The organism is Streptomyces sp. NPDC048057, from assembly GCF_040653095.1.
Taxonomy (GTDB): domain Bacteria; phylum Actinomycetota; class Actinomycetes; order Streptomycetales; family Streptomycetaceae; genus Streptomyces.
The window spans coordinates 162837-189369 of record NZ_JBEZNF010000003.1; the positions used below are offsets into that span (position 1 = coordinate 162837).

Sequence of the window (26533 nt, forward strand, 5' to 3'; positions counted from 1 at the left end):
TACTTGACGAAGACGAACGAAGCGCTCTTTCCCAGCCAGATCACCGACTTCGCCGAGCGCATCACCTATGCGCTGAAGCAGATCGAGAAGGACTATAAGCCGCTCTCGCTCATCGACCGATACACGCGCGGATTGCACACCGCGCCATACGTCCCACGCAAGGCGAACCCCGAGTTCAAGGAACTCGTCAAACGGTCGATCCACAACCTGATCCCGCTTCTGGTGGACGCCCCGACGAACGCCCTGAGCGTGGAGGGATACCGTCGGCCCGACGTGACTGGCAACCCCGGCGAATGGAGACACTGGCAGCGCAACAGGATGGACCAGCGCCAGGCCCTCGTGCACCGTGCGGCGATCGAGACAGGCCAGTCATACGCCTCGGTGACACCGAGCCTGCTCGACCCGAAGGTCCCGGAGATCAGGGCCTACCACCCCATGCGCCTCTTCGCCGGATACGACGACCCCGTCTTCGACGCCTTCCCGATGTACGCGCTCTACATCGAGAACAACACGTACTCGGAAAAGGAACCGACCAGGGCCCGCTTCTGGGACGACCAGATGGTGTACGACCTAGTCCTCGGCGGCACGGAACCGGAGATCGCGAACAAGCGGGCCCACGGCCTCGGCGTCTGCCCGGTCGTGCGCTTCACGCCGAAAATGGACCTGACGGGGCGCGTCACGGGGATGGTCGAGGGGATCATCCCGTACCAGAACAAGTTGAACCAAATGTTCTTGTCCCTGCTGATAGCCCAGCACTACACCGGCTTCGCCATCCGGACAGCGACCGGCCTCAGCCCGGTTGAGCGCGTGGACGAGCACGGGATGCCGGTCCTGGACCAGGACGGCCAGCCCACGTTCGTGCCTCCGGTTCTCGACCCGTCCACGATGCTGGTGAGCCCCAGCCCGGAGACCCGCTTCGGGCAGCTACCGGCCGCCCCCACCGGGGAGTTCCTGGACGCTATCGAGCTGACGACGAGGCACATGTGCGCGGTCACGGAGACCCCACCGCACTACCTCCTGTCGGGCAAGCTGGCGAACCTCTCCGCGGACGCCCTCGCGGCGGCGGAGAGCGCGTTCCAGAGGAAGATCGACGAGATCCGGAACTCCTTCGGTGAGTCCTGGGAGCTGGTGCTCCGCCTCTGCGCGCTGGTCTCCGGCGATCAGACCGGGTACGAGGTCGAGGACGCACAGGTCCAGTGGGCCGACAAGGGCAACCGGTCCCTGGCGCAGGCTGTCGACGCGGGCCTCAAGTTGACTCAAATGGCGGTCCCGGTCGACATTGTCCTCACCAAGATCCCCGGATTTTCACAGCAGGACGTCGACCTCGTACGCGACCGCTTGGGAGAAGACCTCCTCACGCCCCAGGGGCAGGCGGCGATAGGGAAGCAGGACTTGAGCAGCGCCGAACAACCGCCGGACGAGGCGAAGGCCGCGGCGCTGGCCACCCCGGGCGGCAAGCCGAAGGGCTCCAAAAGGCCGGGATCGGGAAAGACCACTACCGGCCCCGGACGGACCGCACGGTCCAGGGGCAGGGTGAGAGCCGATGAGCCGGCAGCTTGATACGGAGAAGGCCCTCGACCTCTACCGGCAGGGCCAGGAACGGCTTGGGCTGCACGCCAAGACGGCGGCCTACACGGCAGTGATGAGCACCAAGCCGAGTGAGATCATGCGCGACCCCAACCTGTTCACGCGGGAGCTGCACGCGCAGCTCTCCGATCTGCGGGGCCGGTCCCGGAGTCTGGCTGTCGCCCTGTATCAGCTCCTCCGGCTGATCTGGACCGGCAGGATCCTGGACGACGGATACGGAACCCGTTGGTCCCGTGGCGACCTCTGGGACCGACTTCATGAAGGCGCGGGTCTGGAGAGGCCGCAGCGCGGCGGCGTGCCGGCCGAGGTCGACAGCGATCCAGCCCCGTGGACGCAGACCGCCCCGTTCGACCGGGACGACACCCGATCCCAGGTGACCGATGCCGTGATCGAGAAGGTCAAGAAGGCCCAGCGGCGCCCGCAGCGGAAATCCGCGGACGCTGATGTCCTGACGCTGGAGGCCCTGGACGAGCTGGACGGACTTCTCGAAGAGATCGCCAACACCGTCCGGGGCCATGCGCAGAAGCTCGTCGCGGACGGCGGACGGGAGACCATCGTGACCGCGGCCCAGCAAGATCGCCGTGCCCTGCGCTGGATGCGCGTTCCGGAGGCCGACGCGTGCGGGTTCTGCCTCATGGTCGCCTCCCGTGGCGCCGTGTACGCCTCCAAGAAGTCAGGAGGCGGCATCAAGGGCGGCGAGTTCCATCTCAACTGTCAGTGCGACACGGCTCCGATCTTCTCGAATCGGTACGAGTACCCCGACGCGGTGAAGCGGGCCCGGACGCTCTGGAAGGACTCCAAGGCCACCAGCGCGGCGGACTTCAGCACGTACATCGACCAGATCCGAAAGGGAGAAGAACCGTGAGCGAGGAAAACACCACAGCCCCCGCGGACGACGCGGAAACCGGAACCGAGGAAGCGGCTCCCGCCGAGGAGCCGCAGAGCGAGACGGAGACCCCGTCTGAGTCCGTCGAGGAGGCCAGGGAGCCGGACGACAGTCCGGCGCCGGACTTCCAGGAACGGTACGAGGCGCTGGCGGCACAGCTCGACGCCCTCACCGCGAAGCTCTCGGACGCGCCTGCCCACTCAGGAGCGGACGAGGCCCGCGACGAGCTGGCGGCAGCGACCGCACGCGTTGCCGACGTCGAGCGCCAGCTCCTACGCCAGACCGTCGCTCACCAGTTCTCACTCCCGGCGGAACTGGCGGACCGCCTTCAGGGGAACGACCACGAGTCGATCAGCGCAGACGCCAAGGCCCTGGCTGCGGTACTTCACACTCCCCGAGGACTCGGCAAGGGCGGCCTCAATCCGTCCGAGCCCGCCTTCGACGCCAAGCAACTGGTCCAGGCGTACCGCCGGGGTGTCAATGGCGGGCTCTGAAAACAGCCCTCCGACTTGACATACATAAGTCAGAGCTTGACAGCCGCACCGCCCCCTCTCGGCTGGGAGGGGGCTTTCTTTATGCCCTAGGAGCCCCACCCTGACTATCACGTCCCCCGCAGATCGCCAGTTCATCAACGCTGACAAGCTTGTCGCTGCATCCCTCGCCAATCTGGAGGCAGCCACTGTTCTGGCCGCCACCGTTCAGAAGCAGGCCAGCGAGCAGTTCGATGGCACGGTCGGACAGGCCGTCTCCATCCGCCGACCTTTCATGCTCGACGGCAACCAGGAAGGTCTTCTTCCCGGTGTCGGTGAGCGACCTGACGGCAAGATCGCAGTCGAGTCGAAGAAGGAGAGCGTCCTCAACATCACGCTCGACCAGCATGTCTACAGCGCCGTGCAGCTCACCGACGCGGAACTCTCCCTGGAGATCGCCGACTTCGCCTCGCAGGTCGCTCTCCCGCAGACGGACGCTGTGGTCAACCGGCTGGAGCGCATCGTGGCGTCGGCGCTGGAACAGTTCTCCCCGGCCGAGAAGACGACTGCGGGCAAGCTCGTCATCGAGCATGCCCCCGGTGATTACCTTGACATTGCCCAGAAGATCCGCTTTCAGATCTCCTTCATGGCCGCGGAGCTGACCGCCAACAACATCCCGGGCGGCGGTCGCTTCCTCGTCCTGGGCGCCAACGTCGCGGGCCTGCTGATGAACGACCCCAACCTCACCCGGGTCTCCGAAGCTGGCACCGACACCGCACTCCGTGAGGCCGTGATCGGCAAGCTCTACGGCTTCACGCTGATCCAGTCGAACCACATCGACCCGGACTCCCTGTACGCATACCACCCGTCCGCGGTCCAGCTCGTCACCCGGGCCCCAATCGTTCCGCCCAGCGTGACCTTCGGTGCCTCGCAGTCCCAGGCCGGCTATGCGCTCCGCTGGATCCGCGACTACATGTCCGAGACCGCCTCCGAGCGGAGCTTCTTCTCCGCCTACTGCGGCATCGCGGTTGTGGACGACACCTACCGCGACAAGCGGACCGGCAAGGTCCAGCCCGCCAAGAAGGTGATCCGCGGCATCAAGGCCAAGGTCGAGCTGAAGCCCACCACCGTGGCGGCAGCGCCGGCCACCGTCAAGTAACCCGACGAGGGGGCCTCTCCCTTCGGAGGGGCCCTCCTTCCGTTCCCGAGGAGGAGCCATGTGCGAGCCCCTGGGCACGCTCTCGGACCTTGAAGCCCGCATGGGCCAGCCCCTCGCGGTCCCCGCCGAGCAGGCGCAGGCGCGGGCAGCAATCACGGACGCTTCGGACATCGTCCGCGCGTACGGAAGTCCGCACTGGGGCTGCGCAGCGGGAGGACGTTCAGTCCCTGTGCCCCCGGCTGTCCGCGCGGTCACTCTGGCCATGGCCGAGCGCCGGATGCGGAACCCCGAGAACTACGTGAGCGAGGGTGCCGGCGAGTACCAGTACCGGTACGCCGAGCAGGGCGCGAACGGGTTCGCCCCGTCACGGGCGGAGGTCATGCTCATCGAGAAGCTGGCCAACAAGTACGGGGTCCGGACGCTCGACGTGATCCGCGCCGTCCAGATCAACAACCGGAACGCGTTCCCCTACGAGGAGAACGCCAGCTCCGTCATCAGCACCGAGTAGCAGGAGGTTCATGGGCATCATCGACCGACCTCCCGTCGAAGTGGTGGTGTACGAGTACGCCGAGGAGGACGACGGCTACGGCGGAACCGCGCCGGGCCGCGGCCGGGCACACCGGATACGGGTGTTCGCCCAGCCGATCGACGCCGACGACAACAGCTCCCAAGGCTGGTCGGAACCCGCGCGCTACAAGCTGATCGCACGTGATCTTCCCGGGTTCCGATGGTCCACCGTCGAGTTCGAGGGCCGCACCTGGAGTGTCAGCGAGTACCCGCGAATCCACCGCGGTTCGTCACGAACGGCGTTCGCCTCCGTTGTGATCGAGAGGAGGGGCGGCCATGGGCTACGTCGACAAGGACATCAATAGAATCGTGGCCGATCTCCCCGGTGTGACTGCGACCCTCAAGGAGGGCGCGGAACGCCAGAAGGCCAAGATCATGGCCAAGGCGACCGGACACGTCGAGACGGGATGGCTGATCAGCCACATCGACATACGCCGCCACAGCAGGGGCTATGCGATTGTCTTCACCGACCCCAACATCATCTCCATCAACTACGGCCACTGGCTCCGGGAGACCAAGCGCGGACCGACGATCCGCTGGGTCGACGGCATCCACATCATCGAGGAGGGGCTGAGCTGAGCTGACCTCCTTCCTTCTCCCTGATTCGGAAGCCATCGTCACCGAGGCCGTACAGCACTACTTGGAGCGCGACTTCGGCGTCCGGCCCTCGATCCATGTGATCATGCCGAACGACTGGTACGACCGGTTCCCTCTCGTCGTCATCCGGCGAAGCTCCGGTACAGCCCGTGTCCCGGCCCACCTGGACGCGGGTGTGTTCACCGTCCACGCCGTCCACTCCACCCGGCGGGACGCTTCACTCCTCGCCCGCCAGGTCCGAGCCGCCCTGCTGGCCGCCTGTGCGGAGCGATTCCGTTCACCTACCGAGCCGGGGCACCCGGGACTGTCCCACGCCCGGGAGGTCACCGGGCCTCTGTACTCGCCCGGCGATTCCCAGTTCGTACACCCGGACGTGCACCGGTTCGTGGCCTCGTACATGGTCTACACCCACCGGTGAGGGGTCCGCCCAAAGAATCCAAAAAACAAAGTAAGGGGCTCCCCGGGACGGGTGGGCCCCTTCTTCCGTTGGCCCGAGTCGGGCTGGAAGGAGGCTCTTTGCCTACCACCGAGGAACTGAAGCCCCTGCACTACGCGCTCGCGCCGAAGACCGGGTACGTCTACGTCGCTCCGGTGAACACCCCTCCGCCCAAGTTTCCCTTCGAGCCGGACGGCCGTGACATCGCCTTCACCTACAAGGAGGGGCTTACCGAGGTCGCCGCCAAGTGGGTGTCCATCGGCAATACGTCGCTGGAGAACGGGATCGAGATGTCGGTGGAGGGGGATGACCCGGAGACCCTGGGCACCTGGCAGGTGCCGGCACTGGAGGTGACCTCCCCTCCGAAGTCGTACTCGATGACGATCAACCTGGCGGACATCTCCCTGGAGACTCTGAAGCTCTACTACGGAGCGGGAGACTCCTCGGTGGTCGGCGGCCAGTTCGTCATCCCCAACACGGCCACCCCCGCGGACCGGGCCGTCTACATCATCGGCACGGACGGCAGGCACGCCGTGGCCTGGTACTACCCGTCCACGCGCATCATCGGCTCGGACTCCATCACGCTCGACCCTGCCGCGCTGACCGAGGTGCCGGTACGGGCATCCATCGTCGCGGGACGGGCCTACGCCGACCTGGACGTGGACAACAAGATCGTCCCGGGCTCGGAGAAGAACGGTCTCGGCCGGGTCTACCCGAAGGTCCGTCTCCCCGAGGTCATCTGACCTCAACAGCCCCGCAGGGCACCCCAGCCACCCCCAGGAGCGTTCCTCCCTTTCCGCTCCTGGGGGTCCATCACTTGACGTACATGAAAGGGAGGAAGTCATCATTGAAAGGGAGAAACATTGGCGATTCTAGACTTCAAGACCCTACTGGACGATGCCGCGAAGGCGCCGGCCGTCGAGCTGAAGGACCTCAAGGGCGGGGTGATCAAGCTCCGGCGTTTCGAGCATCTTCCCGGGTCCGATTTCAAGAACGTCCTCACGTACATCGACATCATCCAGGACGAGAAGGTTTCCGAAGGCGGAAAGATCGACGCCATGGACCGGTGCCTCATCGCCGCGGCAGACCGTAAGGACGCCTTCAAGGAGGCTCTGGAGCTGCTGCCGATGTCGGCCCGTAACACCGTCTTCACCGCCTGGATGGAGGACGGGGACACGGGAAACTCCTGAGTCTCCGGGCTGCTGTCGATGAGTACGGCGGCGAGATCGCCGCGGATCTGCTGCGGTTCTACGGTACTGACATCCGGGGACTGTTCACCGGCAGTCTTTCGCCGGGCTTCTGCCTCGCACTCATCGAACACCTCCCTCCGGAGTCCGCTTTCAAGGGCCGACTCCTCTCCGAAGGAGGCATCCACGACCCGGGATGGGACCGCAACTCGTTCCTTCTCGCGGACCTTCTGGACGCCATTCAGCTGCTGCACACGTCCTTCGTCCGCTCGAAGGTGAAGAACCCGCGCAGCATCCGGCAACCCGACCCCTACCGACGCCCCGGGGCTCCTGCGCATGTGCGGGAGAAGACCTACAACCCGTTCACCAACGCTCTCGATGACGACCTGCCGGAAGTCTCAGACGAGGACCGGGAACTGTACGGCTCATCCGCCCGGAGAACGTTCGCCATTCCCTCCGAGATCTTGACCCGATCGCCGCAGGACGGCAGCGGGGCCCCATTCAAGATCTCCTAGGAGGCCCATGGCCGACAGTCCCGGCGGCACGACCGTTGGATCGGTCAACATCCGCGTTGTCCCGGACACCAGCACCTTCAAGCGGACCGTCTCACGGCTCGTCGCCTGGTTTAACGGCAGGCAACTGAAGCTCGAAGTCGTCGCTGACACGACCAAGTTCGAGTCAGAACTCCGGGCCCTGTCCCGGGACCGCAGCATCCGCGTCCGTGTCGACGCGGACACCACGACCGCCCGCGCCAAGGTGGCCGCCGCGTCGAAGGACCGGAAGATGACCATCGACGCGGTCATCGAAGAGGACAAGCTCGCGGTCGGCGTAGACGACGCCAGCCTCAAGCGGCAGATCCGCCGGGCCCTTCAGACCGAGGAGATCACTCTCCGAGCAGAGGTGGACTCGGTCCGGGCCGAGCTGGATCTCGCCCGCCTCGTCAGCGATCGGACTGTTCAGGTACAGGCCGAGCTGGACGACGCGAAGGCCCGGATCCGTCTGGCAGCCCTGAGCGGAGAGAACCGGCACCGCCGCGTCTTCATCGAGGCCAATCTCGACGCGGCTCGCGCCCGTTCCGAGCTGCGAGTTCTAGAGCAGGGCCGTCAGGTCGACGTCAGCCCCGCTCTCAACGACTCGCGGGTGGCGGCGGTCGCGGCCCGGCTGGCGTGGCTGACGCACCGGCGTGAGGTGGTCATCACCACCAACATCCGCAACAACGGCCTGTACGTCGCGGCCCGCGCGTTCAACGCCCTGTGGCGAGTCGGTGGCGCGTCGCTCAACGTTCTGGCCGGCGCGATGCAGGGTGTCATCGGCGTCGCGGCCGTCCTCGCGGTCGGCGTTCTCAAGGTCGGCGCCTCGGCGACGGCCGCGGCAGCAGAGGGCACGGGCGCGTTCGCCGCGATGGCGGCCCGGGTCACCGGATCCCTGTCCGGGATGGCTGACTCGGCGGCTGGTTTCGCCAGCACGATGGGGCAGGCGTTTATCTCCGCCGTCTCGTCCCTGCCGCAACTCCTGATCACCCTGGCCCTGGTCACCGTTTCCCTCGGTGCAGTCACCTTTGCCGCCGGGGCCCTGATCGGCGTCGTCTCGGCTCTGGCCGCAGCACTGATGTCACTCGTCGGCGCCGCGGTCGGTGTGGTCGGCCTGCTCGGCGCCGTGGCCACCGCGATGGCTGCGGCCGGCGTCGCCGCCTTGGCCCTCGCCACGGTTCCGCTGCTGCCGATGGTTGGCGCGCTCGGCGTACTGCTTCTGGAGACCGACCGGGTCAAGCGCAAGTTCACCGAGTTGAAGTCGGTCCTCCGGTCCGAAGTGCTACCCGCGGCAAGCGGGATGCACGACGCCTTCAGCGCGGCGTTCGACGGGATCGTGAAGTGGATGGGCAGGATGGGCCCCCAGCTCAAAAAGTTCTTCGACGCTGGGGGTACGTACGTACAGCCGCTGGTCGACTCGCTGACCGGCTTTGTCGACGCGGTCCTGCCCCGTGTCACGAACGCCCTCCGTGACTCCGGGATGGTCGCGTTCGCCGATGCGCTCAGGGGCGCGTTTATCGGCCTCGGCCGCACCTTCGGTGACGCCGTCCTACTGCTGGCCTCCCACGGTGAGCAGTTCGGCACCGTGGTCCGGGAGATGGGCCGCGGGATCGATGTCGTGGTGATGGCCGTCGCCCGGTTCATGGTCTCCGTGACCAGTGGGGCGTCCTCGCTCGGCAAGCTCGCGGACGGCATAGCCGGGTTCTTCGATGAACTCGGCAGCCGGATGGGGGAAGCCCTCAGCACGACCGAGTTCGACACCTTCATGACGCACGTCCAGAACGGGATCCGAGTCCTGGGCGAAGGGGTCGGCCGGTGGGTGCAGGAAGCGACCCGGCACGGCGAAGCCTTCGGGACCGCCTTCGAAGCCGTCGCTCAAGCCTTCTCGGATTCGGCAGAGCCGATGGCCCGCTTCATGGCTGCCGGTGCCCGTGTACTGCCGACCGTTCTCGATGGCATCAGCGCCGCGATGGGCACGGTCATGCCACCGCTTCAGCAGTTCATGACCGTCTGGGCCAGCGCGAGCCCGGCGATCATGCAGGCTATCGCCGACGTGGTCGCCCAGGTGCTGACGAACCTGTCCGACGCCTCGGTTGTTGCGGGGATCCAGCGCATGGTTGAAGTCTTCGGACAGCTCGCCATCGAGCTGACGAAGCCAGCGATGATCGATGCTTTGGTGAGTCTCGGTGTCAACTTCGCCAACCTCGCAGCGGCCGTAGGACCCGCGCTGATCGACGGGCTTGCCCGCTTCGTGGACCTGCTGACCCCGCTGGCGGCTGGCATGTCTGCGGCATCTCAGTTCATGACCGGTGACATGCCGGGTGCGATGGGGTCCCTCGGATCGGCCTGGGACTGGCTGAAGGGAAAGTTCACCTCCGACAACGAGGCGACCGCCGAGTCCACCCGGACGATGTACGACAGTGTGCGGGAGACCACGGCTGCGACTCTGCTGGCTATTCGACAGCAGGCTCTTACGACGACTCAGCAGGTGGCCCAGGCCCACGGGCAGATGCAGGCCGGCATCCTGACCAACTGGTCGAGCATCGGCGAGTACACGAACCTGATCAACAGCGGTATCGGGACGAGTGCGCAGAACGCGCAAGCCCGCGTGGATGTGGCGGCTGCTCAGGCCCAGGTGTCGTGGCAGACGCACATGAACACGATGGGCAGCAGCACCGCGACCATGTTCGACACCATGTCGACAGGGTCTGCTTCCACCGCGGATGCCGTCGCCCTCCAGGCCGAGCGCATGGCTCAGATGGCCACTCAGAGTGCCCAGAAGGGCAAGGAGGGCATCAAGTCCAACATGGAGGGCGCCGAAGCGGCCTCGAAGTCCGCGTACGACGGAATGTCGGCGTCCTCCCGCGCGACCTGGGACAAGATCGTGACCGACGCCAAGACCGGCACGTCGAACATGAACGTGACCTCCACTCAGGCGTGGAACGATCTGGCGAAGAAGATCGAGACCACACTCTCCACGGCGAAGTCGAGGATCGACGCGCACAGCAAGGAGGCGACGAAGGCCCTTGGCGCGGTCCCGAAGGACGCAGGCGACAAGTGGCCTACGTACGGGACGAAGGTGCAGGCCGAGGCAACGAGGGCGGCGAACGCCGTTCGTACCGCGGCCAACACCATGAAGTCTGCGCTGAACTCGGTTACCTCGCAGACCTACACGATCAATGTGCGGGTCGCCACGACGAAGACAGTGACCGAGATCAAGCAGGTTGCGACGCAGGCCAAGGCGTCCGCTACCGCCCGCAGCGCCCCCGCGCCCATGACGGCGTTCTCCGCGATGGCACCCCGAACGGCGGCAGCCTTCGACGCCGAGCGGTTCCGGGACGCCCTCCCGGAGGAAGCGACGTACGCCTCGTACCGATCCGGGGAGTCCCTGTCAGCGGCTCTCGATCGGATGCCGGACCGCCGAACCCCGGCCGCAGACAACCGGTCGGCCGGCCCCCAGGTGACGGTAAACGCCAACACCAACGCCGACCCCGTCGTCATTTCACGCGAGGTGGCGTGGCAGCTGAAGCGGATCACCCGCTGACCCTGATCGACGCTGCTCAAGGAGCCCCGGCCCGGGAGGCCGCTCCAAGGAATCAAAAAAACAAAGAAAGTCCGGGGGCCGCCACTGCGGCGGCCCCCGGTACGGGAGGCCCATGCGAGACAGCGCGCGAACAGACTCCTTCCCCGGGGATGAGTGGACACTGTGGTACCGCGGTGTCCTCCTGGGCGGCGACTCACCCCTCGTCCCGCTGGAGATCTCCGGTATCGGTGACATGCCGGAGATCAAGGACTACGACCTGGAACTAGTTGGAACACATGGCCGCTGGCCGGGCCGTGACTGGATGCGCGGGCGGACGATTCACCTTTCGTTCCGCGTTATCGCCAAGGACGCCCGCAGGCTCGCCGACTTGATGGGTGAGGTCAACGCCGCCTTCACCTACGGAGATGACGGAGGGGAGGAGGAGCTTCACTTCTGCATCCCCGGTATCGCCCAGGGCGTCCGGGCCAAGGTCCGCGGACGCGTACGCAAGCGGTCGTTGACGATCGACAGCAAGTACGCGGCCAGTCTCTCGCCGATTATTGACGTGCAGCTCGACTGCACGGACCCGTGGATCAGGGCCACCGGTACCTACCGCCGGGACATGACCGCGGGAAGCTGGGACAAGGGCGGTATCGACCTCACCTCCCCGGGTGCCGCTTTGCTCGACTTCACCCGGTCCGCGGAGGTGGAGATCCCGAACACGGCAAGGATGCGTGATCAGGCACCGGCCGTGGTCGCCAACGGCTCGATGTCGACTGCGGACATGTCCGTACGCATCAGCGGCCCCGCGCACGGCGGGGTGTGGGTGGAGTTCCGCAAGCCCCCCGCCGGGCTTGCGGCCTCGGAGCTGGCAGAGACGCAGGCGGCGCCCTCGGGCGACCTGGTGGGGAAGATCGGGATCACGAAGTACGGTCGGATCCCGCTGGAGCTGTCCCCGGCCGACGTCTTCGAGTTCGACACGAAAATGAAGAGGGCGTTCATCACCCAGCAGGGAAGGCGCACGGACGTGACAGCGGACCTCGCTTTCCGCCAGTGGTGCCGCCTCGATCCGGGGAGCACTGTCCTGTGCTACCTGATGTCCGGTCGCTCCGGGTCCAGCCCCGCTCAGCGGTCGTACGCGTTCGCCCCGAGCCCCCATCTCCGCGGCGAGGTCTCCTGGACGCTCGACAAGTTTATCTAGGGATGACACATGACTGATGTTGTAAATGTCAATTTCACCAACGGTGCGAAGTATGCGGCAGCGGATTTCCGGCGAATGTTCGGCAGCATCATGGACTTCACCAAGGGCATCGAAACCAGGGAATCATTCCTGGTCGACCCGCACGTGAGCGCCACTAACGCGGTTCTGATCGCGCCCGGCCGCGCCTGGGTGAAGGACAACAACGCGGACAACCGTCAGGGCCTGGTCTGGATCGAGCGCACCGAACCGCTTCAGTACACGCTCAACACGACGGCGAGCAGCGGCTTCATCGTCCTCACGGTGACCAGTCCCGAGTTTCACGGGCTGGGTAAGCCGGTCGATATCGTGCCGCAGATCGTCGCGTCCCTTACGGATGCCCCGGATGCCAGTCTGGTGGTGGCTCGCTTCTCGCGGCCGACGCCGAGCACCTGGGCGATCGAGGACTACCGCCTCCACTCGTCGACGGGGCAGTACCTGGTCACGAAGACCGGCCCCGCCCGCGATGGGCTCCCCCCGGCAGCGCCGACAACCGACGACGGCCGGCGCACGTTCTTCCGGCCGGGGACCCAGTACATGGACCTGCTGACCGGAGTGAGGTGGATGCTCCGCGGGGACTATGAGTGGCACCGCGACGGCTCGACCATCCGGCAGGGCACGGGCAGCGCGCCCGGGGACGCCTACGACGGGACGTTCTACATCCAGCGCACCCACACGCCGAATCCCAACACCGAATCCGCCAATTCGTTCGAGTTCTTCGAGCGTCAGGGCGGCCAGTGGCAGTCGATGGGCATCCTGTCGGGCGACAAGTGGTACGCGTCCTCGGCGTCCCCGTCCGAGAGTGAGGGGTCACCGGGTGACATGTACCTCCACACCAGCAGCGGGACGGTGTGGCAGAAGCAGTACCTCAGCCCGGCGACCGGGGAGTCCGGTGACGCTGTGTGGGTCGAGCTGGCCGGACTGATGGGTCCCGAGGGTCCCCGAGGCAGTACAGGCCCGATGGGCCCGGTCGGACCGCAGGGACTCAAGGGTGACCAGGGCCTGAAGGGCGAGAAGGGCGATCTGACGAGCCTGGAGGGCTACACCGGCAATATCCGGCTCACGGGTGCCGGCCGCCTCTACGTCGGCGAGCGGGATGTGGTCAACGAAATCACATCTGCGTCCGACCTCGGACGGCAGGCCGTCGAGAGGGCGACCGAGGCCACCTCGATCGCGTCCGCCACGAAGACCTCCGCCGATACCCTCACCGGCGAGGTCGCCAGAACGAAGACCGAGATATCCAAGCTGGCTACCCGCGTGAGCGGTATTGAGCAGGGAGCCCCGGCCTACTCGCGCGGTGTTTTCAAGAAGTTGACGGTCGGAAGTGCCTGGAAGGCAATCCCGCTGAAGAGCAAGTGGTACGGCACTGATGCCGATTTCGACTACCCGGCCGGTATCGCCAAGGCCCGTGTCAGCGGCTACTACCAGGTGATGTGCACGGTCAGCGGCAGCAGCAAGTATGCCCGGAGTGGTTCTTTCTTCGCCGAAATCAAGCGTAAGAGCGACGGGCACATTGTGAGCGGCCAGACGCATTCGACCCACGAGACCAGTGGCGATTGGCGGCTCTCCTGCTCCGGACTCGTCTACCTCACGGCAGGTGACGGCGTCTACGCATATGCCCGCTCGGTCGGCGGTGACGCCACCGTGCTGGATGACGTCAGCTCCGGTATCTCGCTGGTCCAGGTGACCTGACTCCTGGGAATCAGGAAGACGAAGAAAGTCGTGAAGGGCAGCTCCTTCGGGCGGAACGGAGGGGTTTGCGCACCTACGAGATCAGGATCTACCGGTGGACCCCTGCGGGTGATTGGCAGTACGACGACCCCGCTCACAAGCTGCACAAGACACACAGTCTCAAGGTGAAGGGCTTCCGGCCGACGATCGTCGCGAGCGGAGTACCGGCTGCGGACATCACCTACTCACGGCGGCTCGACTCGATTGGCCAGGCCCAGGTGACAATCCCGCTCGACGGGCCCGAGGAGTGGAGTCCCACCCTCAGCCGACTCGCGGACATCGAGCCCTATCGGTACTGCCTGGGCATCGTCCGCACCGACGAGGCCGCCGACGGCCGCACGACGAGCCAGCTCGTGTGGGCCGGGATCATCTGGAGTATGCGGATGGACCTGGAGACCCGCGTCCTCCAGCTTTCCGCGAGGGACTGGCTGTCCTTCTGGGAGAACCGCCACCACACCGGACGGATCACCAACATCGAGCAGGCGGAGATCATCCGGCAGGTCGTTCTCAGCGGCAATAGAAACTGGGGCATCAACACGGAGGTTGCCGCTGCGACCACCGGCCGTACCCGGGACTGGCAGGCCGGACCCGGCGAGTGGCGCGAGGTCGCCACCGACTTCTACGACATGGCTGACGACCTCAGCGGATTCTTTCTGACGGTGGACTCCGTGATCGTCAACGAGGGAACAGCAGGCGAGTACCTGCGGCACATCGTGCGGACCACCAAGGACCGCACACCGGTCTGGGCGACCGGGCGTGACGGTGCCCGCCTGCCGGCCCTCACTGATCGGGTCAACTGCGAGATACCCGAGATTTTCTTCGACGGCTCACAGATCACCAACGTCTCGTACGCCATCGGCCGGTCCGGGAACCTGCCGATCCGGCGAAGGAGAGACAACTTCCTCCTCCGCCGAGACGTGCCTGTACGGGATGTGGTGGGCCGTTACGACAGCCTCGGAGACACCAAGACGCTGGATTCCCGGGCGGAGACACAGCTCGCGTTCGGAGCCAAGGGGATACGCGTTCCCCGCGTCATCACCTATCCGAACGCCTACAGGGACCCCCACCGCTTGGACCCGAACCTCGGAATCAAGATCCAGGTCGAGGCCGACACCGGATTCCTCAACATCGAGGAACCCTTCGTCGTCACCGAGACGCGCGTGCAGGTCGAGGGGGACGGGTCCGACCGGTGCGAGCTGACGCTTGTCCAGGAGTCCCTGTTCCAGAAGGGGAAGTGGGAGTGACACATGGCCAATGAACGTGCCTACGCAGGCGGGCTTGACACCTCTCTCGCTCTCATCGAGAAGCGCCTCCGCACCCTGGAGTTCCCGCCCCCGGACGCGACGATCGACCGCTACCCGGTCGTCCAGGTCGCCGCCTCGCCCTACTTGGCCGCCTGGCAGCCGCTTCGGCACCAGCAGTTCAGCGGGAGCATGTCCGTCAACTATCCGACATCCGTCTCCGCGCACGGCTCGGTGGGTACACCGGGAGTCACCACGGCCGCCGCCCTCACCTCCGCCACGGCGAGCCGCGCGTTCGTGACCGGGGTGAAGAAGCCCAGCCTGAGCGTAGGCGCAAGCCTCGGAGGTTGGACCTCCCGGGCCCTGTCGTACAACATCACCGCCCACCAATGGAGGGCCCTGGTCAACTCGGACGGCTGGCGCCCCTGGTACATCGTCCAGGCCCACGGCAGCAGGACCGATCTCCTGAGATTGGAGTTCGAGTTCGCCGGGTCCCCGCACCACCAGATCGGTGTAGGCGTCACCCGCGAGCACGGGGCCTCGCCTCCCGAATGGCGATCGGACATCGCGGGCCGAGGTCCGAGCTTCCTCTTCAAGGCCGGAACCGCATCGAAGTTGCACCGCTTCGAGATGGAGTGGCAGCACATGAGCCTCGATGACGGTCTCCACCCGGACCAGCAGATTGACTCCAAGCGCTGGTTCGTGGTCTGGGCCAGGTCGATGAACAGTGACCTGCTCGGCGAGAGCGGGTCCGGTGCTGGTTCCCGTACACGCGATAAGGCGCAGATCAGGCCGCCGGATGTCGCCTTCAGCGTCTACCGGACCGCGTCCAACGCATCACTGCTCGACCTGAAACACGACCCCGCCAAGGGCACCCACCGCCAGGGCGACTGGGGAGCCCGGGTCTACAGCCTGAATCGAGAACCAGGCCCCGGATAGCGGGGCATGGAGGGAGCCTCTTTGGAAATTGTCAAGATCTTCGGCACGTACCTGAATCCCATGGGTGAGCCCCACCGGGGCCGCGTGCGTTTCATGATTCCGGATAAGCAGGTCTACCGACTCGATCAGACCCTCGTCGGTGGCTCGTCCCGGGTGACCGACCTCGATGCGACCGGCACATTTCACACTGAGGTGCTAGGCGGCCTCTCGTACGAGGTGATCGAGGAGATCGCGGGCTTGGCCGTCCGCCGGTACTTCGTGGATGTCCCCTCCGACCAGGAGGAGTGGAACATTAAAGATCTCCAGGACGTGTCCGACCCGAACCGGCCCACGGTGTTCTACACCGGTCCGGCAGGGCCTCCCGGAGAGCCTGGTCTCGACGGGGAGCCCGGCATCCCGGGCGAACGTGGCCCCCAGGGCAACAGGGGGGACACCGGAGCCCCCGGGCCGCAGGGCCCGCAGGGGGTTCCCGGTCCAGAAGGCCCCCCTGGATCGATCGCGGCGAACAGCGGTGCCCGCATTGACGGTGACCTCGTGGTGCGGGGGTCCACCGTCCTCCATCAGACCGTCGAAACGGTCCCCGCGCTGTCCGTGCACAACACCGCCGGTCACGCCGTCGCCAAGGTCGACCCGGCCGGCAACCTCGAAGTGGACGGCGGCTCCATCGTCCTGCGCGACACCGAGAGCCCGCCCCCCAGGCCCGTGCCCGGAACGGCCATCCTGTATTCGCAGGGCGGCGGCCTGCACGTCTTCGACAACGGTGGTGAAATCCGTCTCTCCGTCCTGTCCAGCAAGATGATGCAGAGCGAGCAGACCGATGCCGCCCACGAGGCGCGGATCGCCTCGGTCGAGCGGAAGACCATGGGTGTGCAGAACGCGGCCGGCGAGGTCCAGGTCGCCGCCCCCGCTGGGATTTACAAGGCTACCGGGGCGCCGTATCTCCAGGTGGGACGCCTCCCCGAAACCTCCTCGTACCGGAGCGCCACCGTACGCGTCATTTCGCAGCCCGGCGATGCCGTCTATCCATTCCAGGTCATCGACTCCAATTCGAGCATGGCGTTCGGAGTGAGCGGCGCCGGAAACACATTCATCGGCACGACGAACCTCCGTGACTGGATGACCCGCCAGGAAACGAAGATCGCTGCCATCGAGCAGAACCCCGGCGTTCCTGCGGACCTTGAGGCTTTCATGTCCGAGACCCGGGCCGCCGATGACGCTCTCCGAGTCAAAGACCATGGGCAGGACTCGTCCATCAGCGCCCTTGAAGCGGCGCTCGTCGCCCTGAAGGCCGAGGTGGCGAAGATCCCAAAATGATCGAGGGTCAGGCTCGGTCAAAGCCCGGCCCGTTCAAGACGAGCACGGCCGCCCCGGTGAAGTGGACGGCCTCGAAGCAGGACCGCATCAGCCTCAGCGGCGAGACGTCGTGGACCGCGAAGGTCACCGGCCGCTACTCGATCAGCTCACAGGTGGAGTGCTCCGGTATCTACAACGCTGGCATCCGTAGCGGGATCGACAACCACAGGGGGACCCAGACGATCCCGGTCGTCGGCGAGGTCTACACCGCGAACGCCGGGACGACCACGAAGTCCAAGGTCATGTCGAACAGCAACGTCTCCCTGGCCGCAGGGGACCAGATCCGAGTGTGGGCGCGCGTGAATATCTCCGGCGTCGACCCGAGTCATACAGGCAACGGAACTTTCTCCATGAAGTATCTGGGGAAGTAGCGGATCCAACGGATTCGAAGGGGGTGGAAATGCAGATTCTGGAAATTGTCATCGCCGTTTTCGGAGCGGGTGGACTCGCCTCTCTCGGTGTCGTCGTCAAGGCGGCCCAGTCGAAGAAGGAAAGCTTCAACCGGGCTCGGGCGCAGCACATTACCGATCTGGAGCGCTGGCGGCGGGAAGCCCAGGAGGCCCTTCGGCAGATGCAGGAGGTCGCCGACTACTGGCGGCGGGTGGCCGCCGACTTCGAGCACCAGCTCCGGGCTCTCGGTGTCACCCCGCAGACGACCGCGGTCAAGCCCGACGAGGACTGATCAGCGCTGCACAACCGGAACCGCCGACCGGGCGTCCGGATCAACCGCGAACCGAACCATCAAAACGTGGGCCGTCCCAGCCGGGGCGGCCTTCGGCATGCCCCACGGGGGCGAGAGAGGAGGCTGAGTGGCGAACACCGCACGGTCGATGATCGAGAGAGCGCGCACCCAGCTCGGATACCGCGAAGGACCGAACAACCGAACAAAGTATCCAGCCGAAGTTCCCGGACTCGGTTGGGCCCAGAACCAGCCGTGGTGCCAGACCTGGATCTCTTGGCTGGCGGTGAAGACCGGCAACACCGACGTGATACCGCTGACCGCGAGCTGCCTTGCGTGCACCAGCTACTTCAAGCAGCGCAAGCAGTTCCACCGGTCGCCCCGTCCCGGTGACCTGGTGATGTACGGCCCCTCGGGCGGTACGCACGTCGACCTGGTGACCGAGGTCTCCGGCAACCGGATCCGAGTGATCGGAGGAAACACCGGAGGCACCTTCGGCGGCGCCTACTACAACGGGAACGGCGTCTACGAGAAGTGGACGGAGGTCAGCAACCCCAAGATCCACGGGTTCGCTCGGCCGTCGTACAAGACGGCTCCCAACGACCAGACCACTGTGCTCCCCGGTGTTGGCGGGGGGCAGAAGCCCCCGGTCAAGGGGAAGTTCACGGTCAGGAAGGGCATGACCCTCCTCGGTGTCTGCGCCCTCCTCGGCGTCACCCTCGGAGAGCTGCTGACCGCTAACCCCGAGATCAAGAACCCCGACCTGATCCGCGAGGGCCAGGAGCTGAACATCCCGGACAAGAAGGGGACACCTGCCCCGAAGCCGACCTCCGCGCCCCGCCCGTCCACGCCGGAGCCGGACAAGAAGAAGACCGCGATCCCTCAGACGCCGGCACCGGCCAGGACGCAGCAGAACCCGATCGTGAAGCCGGAGACGGACGGTACGGACCGCCCGACGACCCGGTACACCGTCCAGCGCGGCGACTCCTTGTCGGGGATCGCCGTGAAGCACGGCATCACTCTGGCAACGCTGCTCGACCTCAACACCGATCGGTGGCCTGACCCGGACCTGATCCATTCCGGTCAGCACGTGCACCTCCCCGGCGATGTCCAGGTCCCGGACACGGTCAACAAGTCCGCGCCCTGCTCCTGCAAGGCGAACACGGCGCCGAAGCCGTCCAAGCCCGTACGGCCCGCCGCCCCGGCGACTCCGATCGTCACGGCCCCGCAGGCGGGAGCGGTGTCTCTTTCTGAGGTCATGCCCCTCAAGCCTCCGGTCGTCCAGCGCGGCTGGGACCGGCCTCTTACTGCGGCGGAGCAGGCGAACGCCCGCGTCATCTACGACCAGGCCCTCGTCGCCTTCGGCCGCCAGGACGGACCCCGGGCAGCCGTCATCGGTATCGCTACCGCCTACCAGGAGAGCCGTCTCCGGAACCTCCCGGGCGGGCATCTCGACTCGGCCGGACTGTTCCAGCAGCGGCCGTCCATGGGGTGGGGCACTCACGCCCAGGTGACCGATCCGGCCCGCGCGGCGGCCAAGTTCTTCTCCACGATGAAGCAGGTCGCTCCGGCTTGGAAGTCGATGCCGCTGTGGGAGGCGTCGCACAAGGTGCAGCAGTCGGGGTCGCCGATGGCGCCGGCAGCTTTCGAGCTGGCAGCGGCCAAGCTCGTCGTGGAGTTCTCCGGAGGGTCCAGCGGCCGGCACGCCAAACCGTACGACCCGGCGAAGGACCAGCCGATCACCCCGGCACCGCAGACACCTACCGAGACCGCCACCCCGTCCTCTGACTGGGTCATGCCCGTTTCGGCCGACCCCGGCACGGCGTTTGGCACGAAGGGCTCGATATGGGCCTCCGGTCAGCACACCGGCACCGACTTCCCCGCCCCGCAGGGCACGCCCGTCGTGGCGGCTGGCGTGGGCACGGTCGTTGAAGCGGGCTGGGCAGGCGCCTACGGACAGTCTGTGGTGATCGAGCACGACGGCGGCGTGCGAACGCGCTACGCGCACCTGTCCGCGATCGAGGTCAGCGTCGGCCAGACGGTCCGGGCCGGTGACGCGATCGGGGCAGTCGGCTCCACCGGCAACTCGACCGGCCCGCACCTGCATCTGGAATTCATCGTGAACGGCGTTGCCGTCGACCCGATGACCTACCTCCGCGGCTGACGGAACAGAAGGGAACATCATGCTCGACAAGCTCAAGGCGACCCCGGCGAAGACGCTCGGCCTCGTGAGTGCGCTCCTCGCGCTACTCGCCGTGTACGTCCCGGGCCTGCCCCAGGAAGCGATCCTCGGTGTCGTAGCCACCGCCCTACTCGGCGGCTATCAGGCCCAGAAGATCGAGAACCGCAAGACGGAAGAGGCCCTGGAAGAGACGCCCGATCTTGAGGGCTTCGACCGGCAGCTCGTGCTTCTCCTGAAGGAGAACGCGGCGCTGCGGAATCCTTCGACTTCCAGCGGCTCCACTCAGGAGACACCCAAGGTCGCTGACGTGGACCTCGACACGGGCACCTTCCAGGTGACCCGATAAAGAAAGCCCCCCGGCTGACGTGATGACTCGATCATCCTGTCAGGCCGGGGGGCTTTCTCTTGTTCACTCTGAAGGGGTCCGGTCCTTGGCCCGCCGAAAGCCCAGTCTGCGCAGCCAACGATGCGCGTGCTCCTGCTTCATCGTCACCACCACGGTTGAGACCGAGGAAGCGAGCAGGGCAAGCAGGGACAAGATCCAATCGTTACTCATGGCCGTGTCCCTCCCACGCAAATCCATGTACTGCTACCAGCAGAGAGTAGTGCCGCGACAAAGAGCATCAGTGACTGCTGCCCGACCACCGAGGCGATCTTGTCCGGTCCGTCCGCTGTGGAGGCGAGGAGAGCTGCCACGACGAGGACCAGCGCGTTGGCGACCGTGATCAACGCCAACCTGAACGACGCCGCCTTGAGGAGGTGCCCAATCGCCTGGCCCAGCGCTTGCGCGGTCAGCCCCATGGCCACGAGGTAGAGCTGGGCTTTGCTGGCCATCTCCAGGAAACCAGGCGCTTCGTACCCCACCGTCTGACGGCCGTTCAAGTACTGGATGGCCGTGGGAAGTACCGCGAAGATCACGGCGAAGACGAGCCACATTACGAACTGGAGGATCGCGTGCTTCTTGGCCTCCCGGCGGGCCCTCTCCTCTTCCTGCTGTGCCTGTGAACCGTCTACGGATGGTTCGTTGGCGGGGAGTTGAGGTGGTTCGGCCGTCGCGGGGGCGTTCCCGCCTTCAGCTGAAGGCGCTGCCGTTACGGTCATGCTTCTCTCCCGTGCGGCGGGTCGACAGTGAGGTTCCCTTTCTACAGCACGGGTCCGACAGCTACGCCACCATCTCGAACTCCGCCCCGCACTCGCCGCAGATCACCGGAGCTTCTTCGAGGGTCCGGTGCGCGGTCCAGATGTACCGGTCGGGGCAGCCGCAAGCCGCCTTCGGCTTGGTGTTCTTCGACTTCGGCTTCGCCTCGTCAGCGGGCGCGATCACCAGCTCCCGCCACGCCGCCCGGCCCGCACGCAGCGCCCTGATGGTGGACGCGTACCGAGTGGCGGTCTCCGGTTTCATCGTGACGGCAGAGAACCCGCGCGTCGTGTCGGGGGCCCGCCCGTCAGGCCAACCGAGCCCCAGCTCCATGGCGAGCTGGACGAACTTCTGGTTGTGATACTGCCCCCTTCGGCTGGTGTTCTTGACGCCCCGCTCGTACCCGATGCCGTGTGCGGCTTCATGGAGGAGGGTCGTCATGGTCTCTTCCGGTTCCCGGTTAAGGGCCTCGCCCGAGATGAACAGTTCGTGCACCCGGCCGTTTTCGGTGAGCCACTGGTTCGCATGGAAGTGACCCCAGGTGACATTGGCCCCGTCGGCTCCCTTGCCGATGATGAAGATGACGCCAGGTACATCGGGGTGGCGCTTGCGAATGTCTCGCCATGCCTTCTCCAGGGTGTGAACGATGAGACTGCCGGGTTCCTTCTTGGTGCTCATGGAGCCTTTCTTTGGATTATGAATGTCAAGTGGCAGGCTGAAGAGAGGGTGGAACCGCCGAGCGGTGTCCACCCTTCACTCTTGATGGCAGGGGCTAGCGGGTGAGGCCCGTAGCGCTCTCGTAGACCTTCACGAAGATGCCGAGATCACTTTCGTCGCGGATGTGTCGGGCTTCGCGGTAGCGGTCTGCGAGCCAAGTCCCCCGATTCTCGAAGTGCTCCCAGAGGAGTTCCATAGTCCTCTGGTGGTCTTCTCGGCTGCTCTCGTAGTCGTGGCGGGCGATGCGGCCAATCTGTTCCAGTAGCGCGTCCCAGTTCTGTTCGTCGGTGCGCTCTGCGCGGGCCCTGACGGTTCGAGCGAGCACGGGATCCTGTTTGCTGGTGTTGTCGTCGTTCACTTGTTTGCGTTGTCTCCGGATGTCCTGGCTTTGCCAACTGTCGCCGTGTTGGTCGCGGGTGCATGGTCGGAGTGGTAGACGCGTTCCGATGGACGTCCACCCGTGCTGGGGAGCTTGACGATGACCGCCCCCAGGTCGTTGGCGAACGACTCGATCTCGGCCTTCTTGCGGCGGTACCCCAAGATCTCCTGTTGGAGGACGCTTTTGCCCACGCCCTCCTCGCCGGCGGCCTTGAGGGCGTCGTGCATGATCTGCTTGTCCCGGGCCTCGCGCGCTTCTGCGGACTGGGCTGGGGACCGGCCCCCGGGAGTGTGGGATGCGAGGACGAAACGGGCCGATTCGATGGCGTAGTCCACGACAGCCTTGGCTGCCTTGAGGTCGCCCAGCGAGACCAGGGAACGGCCGTTCATGAGTGCGTAGGTCCCTGCTACCCGGACGAGGTGAGGCAGGCGCCGCTGGGTGAACTGCTTCATAGTCTCGGAGTCGCCGGAGGCGTCCGCGTACTGCGGGTAGACCTCCTTCCGGTAGAAGATCTGTGCCTCCTTGCTGAACTCCACGACAGCGCCCTGCGATCCCGCCTTGAACGCCGCAGTCCGCAGCCGGTCGGCGAACTCGGCCAGCTCCTCGTCCCACCCCTCCGGTTCCTCCGGCCACGGGATCTCGTGCGGCTTGTGTACGAAGATCGGCAGGAACCTGTTCCAGGTGCCACCCGCCATCTCCGAACTCTTCTGCCGGTCGGCGAACTCCTGCGGTGTCACATGACCCAGCACGGTGATGTGAGGGTTGCTGGCAACCTCGGCGTCCATCGAGTGGATGTTGAGGCTCTTACCGTCCCAGGCATCCCGCAGGACCGGCCCCAGGGTGCTGCCCTGGGTCTTCTGCATGATCGTGGCGAACTCGGAACTCTGGACCAGGAGGCGCTTGTCCTCGACCCCGTAGTCCACCTTCTGACCGTTCTCCTCGCGCCGGGCGATCTCATCGCCGTCCATCCCGTCGCGTACCGAGTAGATCAGCCCTTCACCGGAAGACAGTGACGAGGTGGTGTTGGACTTGAAGAAGTCGGAGGAGACGCGCCGCATAACTTCCATGGCGCGGTCGGCTGCGGTCCCCTTGCGGCCGTCTCCGGTTTCGCCGATCAGGATGTGCCACACGTTGATGTGCTGCTTCACCGGTCCGCGTGCGACGCGGTCATGTCCGACCATGCACGAGAAGGCGCTGAGCATGGTGACGAGGATGCCCGCCGGATCCGCTTCGACATCGGAGCTGACGTAGTCCAGGATCTCCCCGGCGATGCCGTGGTGGGCGGCCCGGTCCAGCCAGGGGCGTCCGGCCGGCCCCTCCACAGGGGTCCGGTAGGGGAGTTCTTCCAGTTCGGCGTCTACGGGATCGACGTCCGCGTCTCCCTTCTCGATTTCGTTCGGGATGGCGTTGTCAACGCTCACCGGCGCCCCTTCCGCTTGTTCCTTCATTTCTTGCAGGAGGAGAGCATAGTCCGCGGTCTGGAGGGTCCTGTCCGACACTGAGGTGTTTGACCTAACCCACGCCTGCACGTCTTCGATGAAGTGTTCGAGTTCGGTCAAATTCATCGCCAGGCCAACCCTGCCGACGCCGAGGACATCGGCATTGAGGGTCTTCCGGATGGTTGCCGTGGAGCGCTGCGAAGGCATCTGCCTCCCCCTTTGAATGTGAACTCTGGGTGAACTGGGACAAGCGTGCGAAACGGGACGTTTGGGTCGTCGGCGAAGAGGTGCGTGATCACCCCCAGGAATCAAAAAAACAAAGAAAGCTACCCCGGGCGGGTGCCGTGCGCCCTCAGTCGTCGCGGTCGAGCCATCGTTCGAGGTCATTGGGTCGACAGCGGAGGCTCTGCCCTACCTTCCGGAAGGGGATCTCCTCCGCCTTCCAGTTGCCGTACACCCACGACCGGGGCTTCTTCAGGTACTCGGCGACGTCTTCGATCGTCATAAGTGGTGCTCGCACGGGTCTCCTTGCTGGCGAGTGGGGCGCATTTCGGCCCGCTGCTGTCCGGCGTGCCATCAGTCTTACTCATTCCGAACTCATTGCGCCAGGTTCCGAATGGTGGCCCTCGTCACAGTTCGGAACTTGCTGCATCTTGTTCCGATCCTGCTAGTATCTGCACCGTGAGCACACCAACACCACAAGAACCCGGTCAGCAGTGGCGGCGCGAAGGCGCCGAGCTGGTCTGGCACCGCACGTACGGCCCCTGGCTCGTCACCGCACACTGTCCCGTGGCCGCGCCCTTCACCGGCCCCTCCGAACTGTCGATCCGCCTCACGGTCGGCGGGAGCGGCGAGGAGATCACACGCGCCATGGCGGAGGCTCTGGAGACGGACGGCATCCCGGCCAGCCTGCTCCGCCAAATCCCACTCGCCGAGATCAAGGCCGGCGCCCGTGCCGCCCTCGCCCAACAGGGCGACCGGGCGATGAACACCCCCTACCCGGTGCCCGCCCGCTGCCGCACCGAAGAGGACTACGCCCTCTTGGTCGGGGAGCTAACCCGGATGCACGCGACGGGCACCACCGCCCCGCAGGGCGAACTCGCCGCCCGGCTCGGAATCAGCAAGGGCACCATGTCCGACCGCATCAGGAGGGCCAAGGAGATGGGCCTCTGGGACGGGGGCCTCACCGAGAAAGCATCGGCCGTCCTGGCGGCATGGCGGAATCACAACGACGAGGAAGGCAACTAGCAGTTGGCACGACGCGGTAATGGTCTCGGCGGCACGCCCATCGAGATCAAGAGGGAGGGGCGCCCGAACACCTGGGGTGTAAGGACACCGCGCCACATCAACCCGGCAACCGGGAAGGAAGACCGGTACTGGATAGGCCGGGACTTCAAGAACAAGACCGCAGCGGAGAAGGCGCTGCGCAAGTGGCACACCGACCGCGAAGAGGGCAATCTCGCCCCCCGCTCGGACATGACCATGGGGCAGCTCCTGGATGGCTGGCTCGCCAAGCACCGCGGGGAGGGCACTACCAAAGAGGGGTACGAACCGAAGATCCGTCTCCACATCAAGCCCCACATCGGAACCGAGAAGGTCGCGGAGATGACGGACGACCGCCTTGACGATCTTTACAAGCTGCTGGAGTCGACGCCTATCGAGGCCAACGACGGCAAGCCGCTCGGTCCCAAGAGCGTCCGCCACATTCACAACATCATCTCGGCTGCACTCGATTCCGTTACCGGACCGAAGAAGCTGCTCACGGCCAACCCCGCGCATACGGCCAACCCGCCGACTGAGCGGCAGATCAAGGCGGCCACGCCGGACTTCCCCACCCTCAACGACAGCGAGACCGCGCACTTCCTCAAGAAGATCTGGACGCCGTGCGGCAACCGAGCCTGCGACGGCGGACTGACCCACCACTGCCTCCGGGACGCCCCGCTGTGGACGGCATACGCGGCGACCTCGTGCCGCCGCAGCGAGGTGCTGGGGTGGAAGTGGTCGCTCATCCGCTGGGACGAATGCGCCATCGAACTGGCCTGGGTCGTGATTGAGGAGGGCAACACCTATCGGTTGCGGAAGCTGACGAAGGACGGCGACGACGGCGCTCTGATCTACGTCGACCAAGCCCTGATGAACGTCCTGAAGTGGCAGCAGGAGCGCCAGCAGGCAGAGAAGGATCGTCTCGGTGATCTCTGGGTGGATCATGACCTGGTGTTCGCCCGGGACGGCTTCAAGCTGTACCGCGGAGAGGCTGGCGGGCCGCAGGATCCTGAGAAGGTTTCTGCCCGGTGGCGGACCGCTCGAACTCGTCTGGGTCTCCCGAAGGACTTCCGCCTGCACGACTGGCGGGCCTCGAAGATCACGAATGATCTTGATGCCCACGAGAACCCGGTAGAGGTCTCTGCCAACGCGCGGCATCACTCGCCGGGCTACACGATGACCCGGTACGGCCGTCGCCGTGCCGAGGGAGCGAAGAAGCTGGCCGCGTCGAGCGCCGGCAGGATCAACCTGGGTGGGCTGGTCTAAAAACTCGCTGGTGCGCGGGTCACGCTG

27 protein-coding genes are annotated in these 26533 nt (G+C 65.8%); 22 read left to right on the forward strand and 5 right to left on the reverse strand.

Features of this window, described 5'->3' with window-relative positions:
• Positions 1 to 3: 3 nt before the first annotated feature.
• The 20 genes from AB0E05_RS04490 (at position 4) to AB0E05_RS04585 (ending at position 20650) form a co-directional block, all read left to right on the forward strand.
• Positions 4 to 1560 (forward strand): phage portal protein, encoded by a 1557-nt coding sequence (locus AB0E05_RS04490; RefSeq protein WP_361958610.1) that lies wholly within the window; start codon positions 4 to 6, stop codon positions 1558 to 1560.
• A complete protein-coding gene (locus tag AB0E05_RS04495; protein ID WP_361958613.1) occupies positions 1544 to 2452 on the forward strand; it encodes a hypothetical protein in 909 nt (302 codons plus the stop codon). Before AB0E05_RS04490 ends, AB0E05_RS04495 begins: the two co-directional genes overlap by 17 nt.
• Positions 2449 to 2967, forward strand: a complete 519-nt coding sequence (locus AB0E05_RS04500; protein WP_361958616.1) for a hypothetical protein — start codon at positions 2449 to 2451, stop codon at positions 2965 to 2967. Before AB0E05_RS04495 ends, AB0E05_RS04500 begins: the two co-directional genes overlap by 4 nt.
• 172 nt (positions 2968 to 3139) lie before the next feature.
• On the forward strand, positions 3140 to 4102 hold the full coding sequence (locus tag AB0E05_RS04505) for a hypothetical protein (RefSeq protein ID WP_361959090.1): 963 nt from the start codon (positions 3140 to 3142) through the stop codon (positions 4100 to 4102).
• A gap of 262 nt (positions 4103 to 4364) precedes the next feature.
• Entirely contained in the window at positions 4365 to 4610 is a 246-nt protein-coding gene (locus AB0E05_RS04510) for a hypothetical protein (RefSeq protein WP_361958619.1), read from the forward strand.
• A 10-nt stretch (positions 4611 to 4620) separates the two neighbouring features.
• Positions 4621 to 4974: a hypothetical protein gene (locus tag AB0E05_RS04515; RefSeq protein WP_361958622.1), complete on the forward strand. Its 354-nt coding sequence runs from the start codon at positions 4621 to 4623 to the stop codon at positions 4972 to 4974.
• Positions 4946 to 5248 (forward strand): DUF5403 family protein, encoded by a 303-nt coding sequence (locus AB0E05_RS04520; RefSeq protein WP_361958625.1) that lies wholly within the window; start codon positions 4946 to 4948, stop codon positions 5246 to 5248. The genes AB0E05_RS04515 and AB0E05_RS04520 overlap by 29 nt, the downstream gene beginning before the upstream one ends.
• Positions 5249 to 5351: 103 nt before the next feature.
• On the forward strand, positions 5352 to 5684 hold the full coding sequence (locus tag AB0E05_RS04525) for a hypothetical protein (protein WP_361958628.1): 333 nt from the start codon (positions 5352 to 5354) through the stop codon (positions 5682 to 5684).
• A gap of 98 nt (positions 5685 to 5782) precedes the next feature.
• Positions 5783 to 6445, forward strand: a complete 663-nt coding sequence (locus AB0E05_RS04530; RefSeq protein WP_361958631.1) for a hypothetical protein — start codon at positions 5783 to 5785, stop codon at positions 6443 to 6445.
• Between the two features lie 120 nt (positions 6446 to 6565).
• On the forward strand, positions 6566 to 6892 hold the full coding sequence (locus tag AB0E05_RS04535; protein WP_361958634.1) for a hypothetical protein: 327 nt from the start codon (positions 6566 to 6568) through the stop codon (positions 6890 to 6892).
• Positions 6893 to 7411: 519 nt separating this feature from the next.
• Positions 7412 to 10963, forward strand: coding sequence for a hypothetical protein (locus AB0E05_RS04540; protein ID WP_361958637.1), 3552 nt, complete (start codon positions 7412 to 7414; stop codon positions 10961 to 10963).
• A gap of 112 nt (positions 10964 to 11075) precedes the next feature.
• On the forward strand, positions 11076 to 12143 hold the full coding sequence (locus tag AB0E05_RS04545; protein WP_361958640.1) for a hypothetical protein: 1068 nt from the start codon (positions 11076 to 11078) through the stop codon (positions 12141 to 12143).
• A 9-nt stretch (positions 12144 to 12152) separates the two neighbouring features.
• Positions 12153 to 13871: a hypothetical protein gene (locus AB0E05_RS04550; RefSeq protein ID WP_361958643.1), complete on the forward strand. Its 1719-nt coding sequence runs from the start codon at positions 12153 to 12155 to the stop codon at positions 13869 to 13871.
• A 65-nt stretch (positions 13872 to 13936) separates the two neighbouring features.
• Entirely contained in the window at positions 13937 to 15154 is a 1218-nt protein-coding gene (locus AB0E05_RS04555; protein WP_361958646.1) for a hypothetical protein, read from the forward strand.
• A gap of 3 nt (positions 15155 to 15157) precedes the next feature.
• A complete protein-coding gene (locus tag AB0E05_RS04560; protein ID WP_361958649.1) occupies positions 15158 to 16090 on the forward strand; it encodes a hypothetical protein in 933 nt (310 codons plus the stop codon).
• A gap of 21 nt (positions 16091 to 16111) precedes the next feature.
• Complete coding sequence (locus AB0E05_RS04565; protein ID WP_361958652.1) at positions 16112 to 17404, forward strand: collagen-like protein; 1293 nt, start codon at positions 16112 to 16114, stop codon at positions 17402 to 17404.
• The gene (locus AB0E05_RS04570) at positions 17401 to 17814 is read left to right on the forward strand and encodes a hypothetical protein (RefSeq protein WP_361958655.1); all 414 of its coding nucleotides are present in this window, start codon (positions 17401 to 17403) and stop codon (positions 17812 to 17814) included. The genes AB0E05_RS04565 and AB0E05_RS04570 overlap by 4 nt, the downstream gene beginning before the upstream one ends.
• Before the next feature lie 29 nt (positions 17815 to 17843).
• Entirely contained in the window at positions 17844 to 18125 is a 282-nt protein-coding gene (locus tag AB0E05_RS04575) for a hypothetical protein (protein WP_361958658.1), read from the forward strand.
• 148 nt (positions 18126 to 18273) lie between these two features.
• On the forward strand, positions 18274 to 20286 hold the full coding sequence (locus tag AB0E05_RS04580) for a peptidoglycan DD-metalloendopeptidase family protein (RefSeq protein ID WP_361959093.1): 2013 nt from the start codon (positions 18274 to 18276) through the stop codon (positions 20284 to 20286).
• A gap of 19 nt (positions 20287 to 20305) precedes the next feature.
• Complete coding sequence (locus AB0E05_RS04585; protein ID WP_361958661.1) at positions 20306 to 20650, forward strand: hypothetical protein; 345 nt, start codon at positions 20306 to 20308, stop codon at positions 20648 to 20650.
• Positions 20651 to 20856: 206 nt separating this feature from the next.
• On the opposite strand, the gene AB0E05_RS04590 is transcribed toward AB0E05_RS04585, so the two are convergent.
• From AB0E05_RS04590 to AB0E05_RS04610, 5 genes are all read right to left on the reverse strand, one after another.
• Positions 20857 to 21405 carry a hypothetical protein gene (locus AB0E05_RS04590; RefSeq protein ID WP_361958664.1) on the reverse strand — a complete coding sequence of 183 codons (549 nt, stop codon included), beginning with the start codon at positions 21403 to 21405 and terminating at the stop codon, positions 20857 to 20859.
• A 61-nt stretch (positions 21406 to 21466) separates the two neighbouring features.
• Positions 21467 to 22120 carry a hypothetical protein gene (locus tag AB0E05_RS04595; protein ID WP_361958667.1) on the reverse strand — a complete coding sequence of 218 codons (654 nt, stop codon included), beginning with the start codon at positions 22118 to 22120 and terminating at the stop codon, positions 21467 to 21469.
• Positions 22121 to 22214: 94 nt separating this feature from the next.
• On the reverse strand, positions 22215 to 22517 hold the full coding sequence (locus tag AB0E05_RS04600) for a hypothetical protein (RefSeq protein WP_361958670.1): 303 nt from the start codon (positions 22515 to 22517) through the stop codon (positions 22215 to 22217).
• Complete coding sequence (locus AB0E05_RS04605; protein WP_361958673.1) at positions 22514 to 24184, reverse strand: hypothetical protein; 1671 nt, start codon at positions 24182 to 24184, stop codon at positions 22514 to 22516. Before AB0E05_RS04605 ends, AB0E05_RS04600 begins: the two co-directional genes overlap by 4 nt.
• Positions 24185 to 24329: 145 nt before the next feature.
• Entirely contained in the window at positions 24330 to 24497 is a 168-nt protein-coding gene (locus tag AB0E05_RS04610; protein WP_358825309.1) for a helix-turn-helix domain-containing protein, read from the reverse strand.
• A gap of 161 nt (positions 24498 to 24658) precedes the next feature.
• Between AB0E05_RS04610 and AB0E05_RS04615 the strand changes: the two genes are divergently transcribed.
• Together AB0E05_RS04615 and AB0E05_RS04620 are read left to right on the forward strand one after the other, a co-directional pair.
• On the forward strand, positions 24659 to 25225 hold the full coding sequence (locus tag AB0E05_RS04615; protein WP_361958676.1) for a winged helix-turn-helix domain-containing protein: 567 nt from the start codon (positions 24659 to 24661) through the stop codon (positions 25223 to 25225).
• A 3-nt stretch (positions 25226 to 25228) separates the two neighbouring features.
• Positions 25229 to 26506, forward strand: coding sequence for a hypothetical protein (locus AB0E05_RS04620; RefSeq protein ID WP_361958679.1), 1278 nt, complete (start codon positions 25229 to 25231; stop codon positions 26504 to 26506).
• Positions 26507 to 26533 lie beyond the last annotated feature (27 nt).

What these genes read in the sequence shown, in the direction of transcription:
- AB0E05_RS04495 (WP_361958613.1), top strand. Translation starts at nt 1,544, where the DNA reads ATGAGCCGGCAGCTTGATACGGAGAAGGCCCTCGACCTCTACCGGCAG.
- AB0E05_RS04510 (WP_361958619.1), top strand. Translation starts at nt 4,365, where the DNA reads ATGGCCGAGCGCCGGATGCGGAACCCCGAGAACTACGTGAGCGAGGGT.
- AB0E05_RS04515 (WP_361958622.1), top strand. Translation starts at nt 4,621, where the DNA reads ATGGGCATCATCGACCGACCTCCCGTCGAAGTGGTGGTGTACGAGTAC.
- AB0E05_RS04520 (WP_361958625.1), top strand. Translation starts at nt 4,946, where the DNA reads ATGGGCTACGTCGACAAGGACATCAATAGAATCGTGGCCGATCTCCCC.
- AB0E05_RS04525 (WP_361958628.1), top strand. Translation starts at nt 5,352, where the DNA reads ATGCCGAACGACTGGTACGACCGGTTCCCTCTCGTCGTCATCCGGCGA.
- AB0E05_RS04540 (WP_361958637.1), top strand. Translation starts at nt 7,412, where the DNA reads ATGGCCGACAGTCCCGGCGGCACGACCGTTGGATCGGTCAACATCCGC.
- AB0E05_RS04545 (WP_361958640.1), top strand. Translation starts at nt 11,076, where the DNA reads ATGCGAGACAGCGCGCGAACAGACTCCTTCCCCGGGGATGAGTGGACA.
- AB0E05_RS04550 (WP_361958643.1), top strand. Translation starts at nt 12,153, where the DNA reads ATGACTGATGTTGTAAATGTCAATTTCACCAACGGTGCGAAGTATGCG.
- AB0E05_RS04560 (WP_361958649.1), top strand. Translation starts at nt 15,158, where the DNA reads ATGGCCAATGAACGTGCCTACGCAGGCGGGCTTGACACCTCTCTCGCT.
- AB0E05_RS04570 (WP_361958655.1), top strand. Translation starts at nt 17,401, where the DNA reads ATGATCGAGGGTCAGGCTCGGTCAAAGCCCGGCCCGTTCAAGACGAGC.
- AB0E05_RS04575 (WP_361958658.1), top strand. Translation starts at nt 17,844, where the DNA reads ATGCAGATTCTGGAAATTGTCATCGCCGTTTTCGGAGCGGGTGGACTC.
- AB0E05_RS04580 (WP_361959093.1), top strand. Translation starts at nt 18,274, where the DNA reads ATGATCGAGAGAGCGCGCACCCAGCTCGGATACCGCGAAGGACCGAAC.
- AB0E05_RS04585 (WP_361958661.1), top strand. Translation starts at nt 20,306, where the DNA reads ATGCTCGACAAGCTCAAGGCGACCCCGGCGAAGACGCTCGGCCTCGTG.
- AB0E05_RS04590 (WP_361958664.1), bottom strand. Translation starts at nt 21,405, where the DNA reads ATGACCGTAACGGCAGCGCCTTCAGCTGAAGGCGGGAACGCCCCCGCG.
- AB0E05_RS04595 (WP_361958667.1), bottom strand. Translation starts at nt 22,120, where the DNA reads ATGAGCACCAAGAAGGAACCCGGCAGTCTCATCGTTCACACCCTGGAG.
- AB0E05_RS04605 (WP_361958673.1), bottom strand. Translation starts at nt 24,184, where the DNA reads ATGCCTTCGCAGCGCTCCACGGCAACCATCCGGAAGACCCTCAATGCC.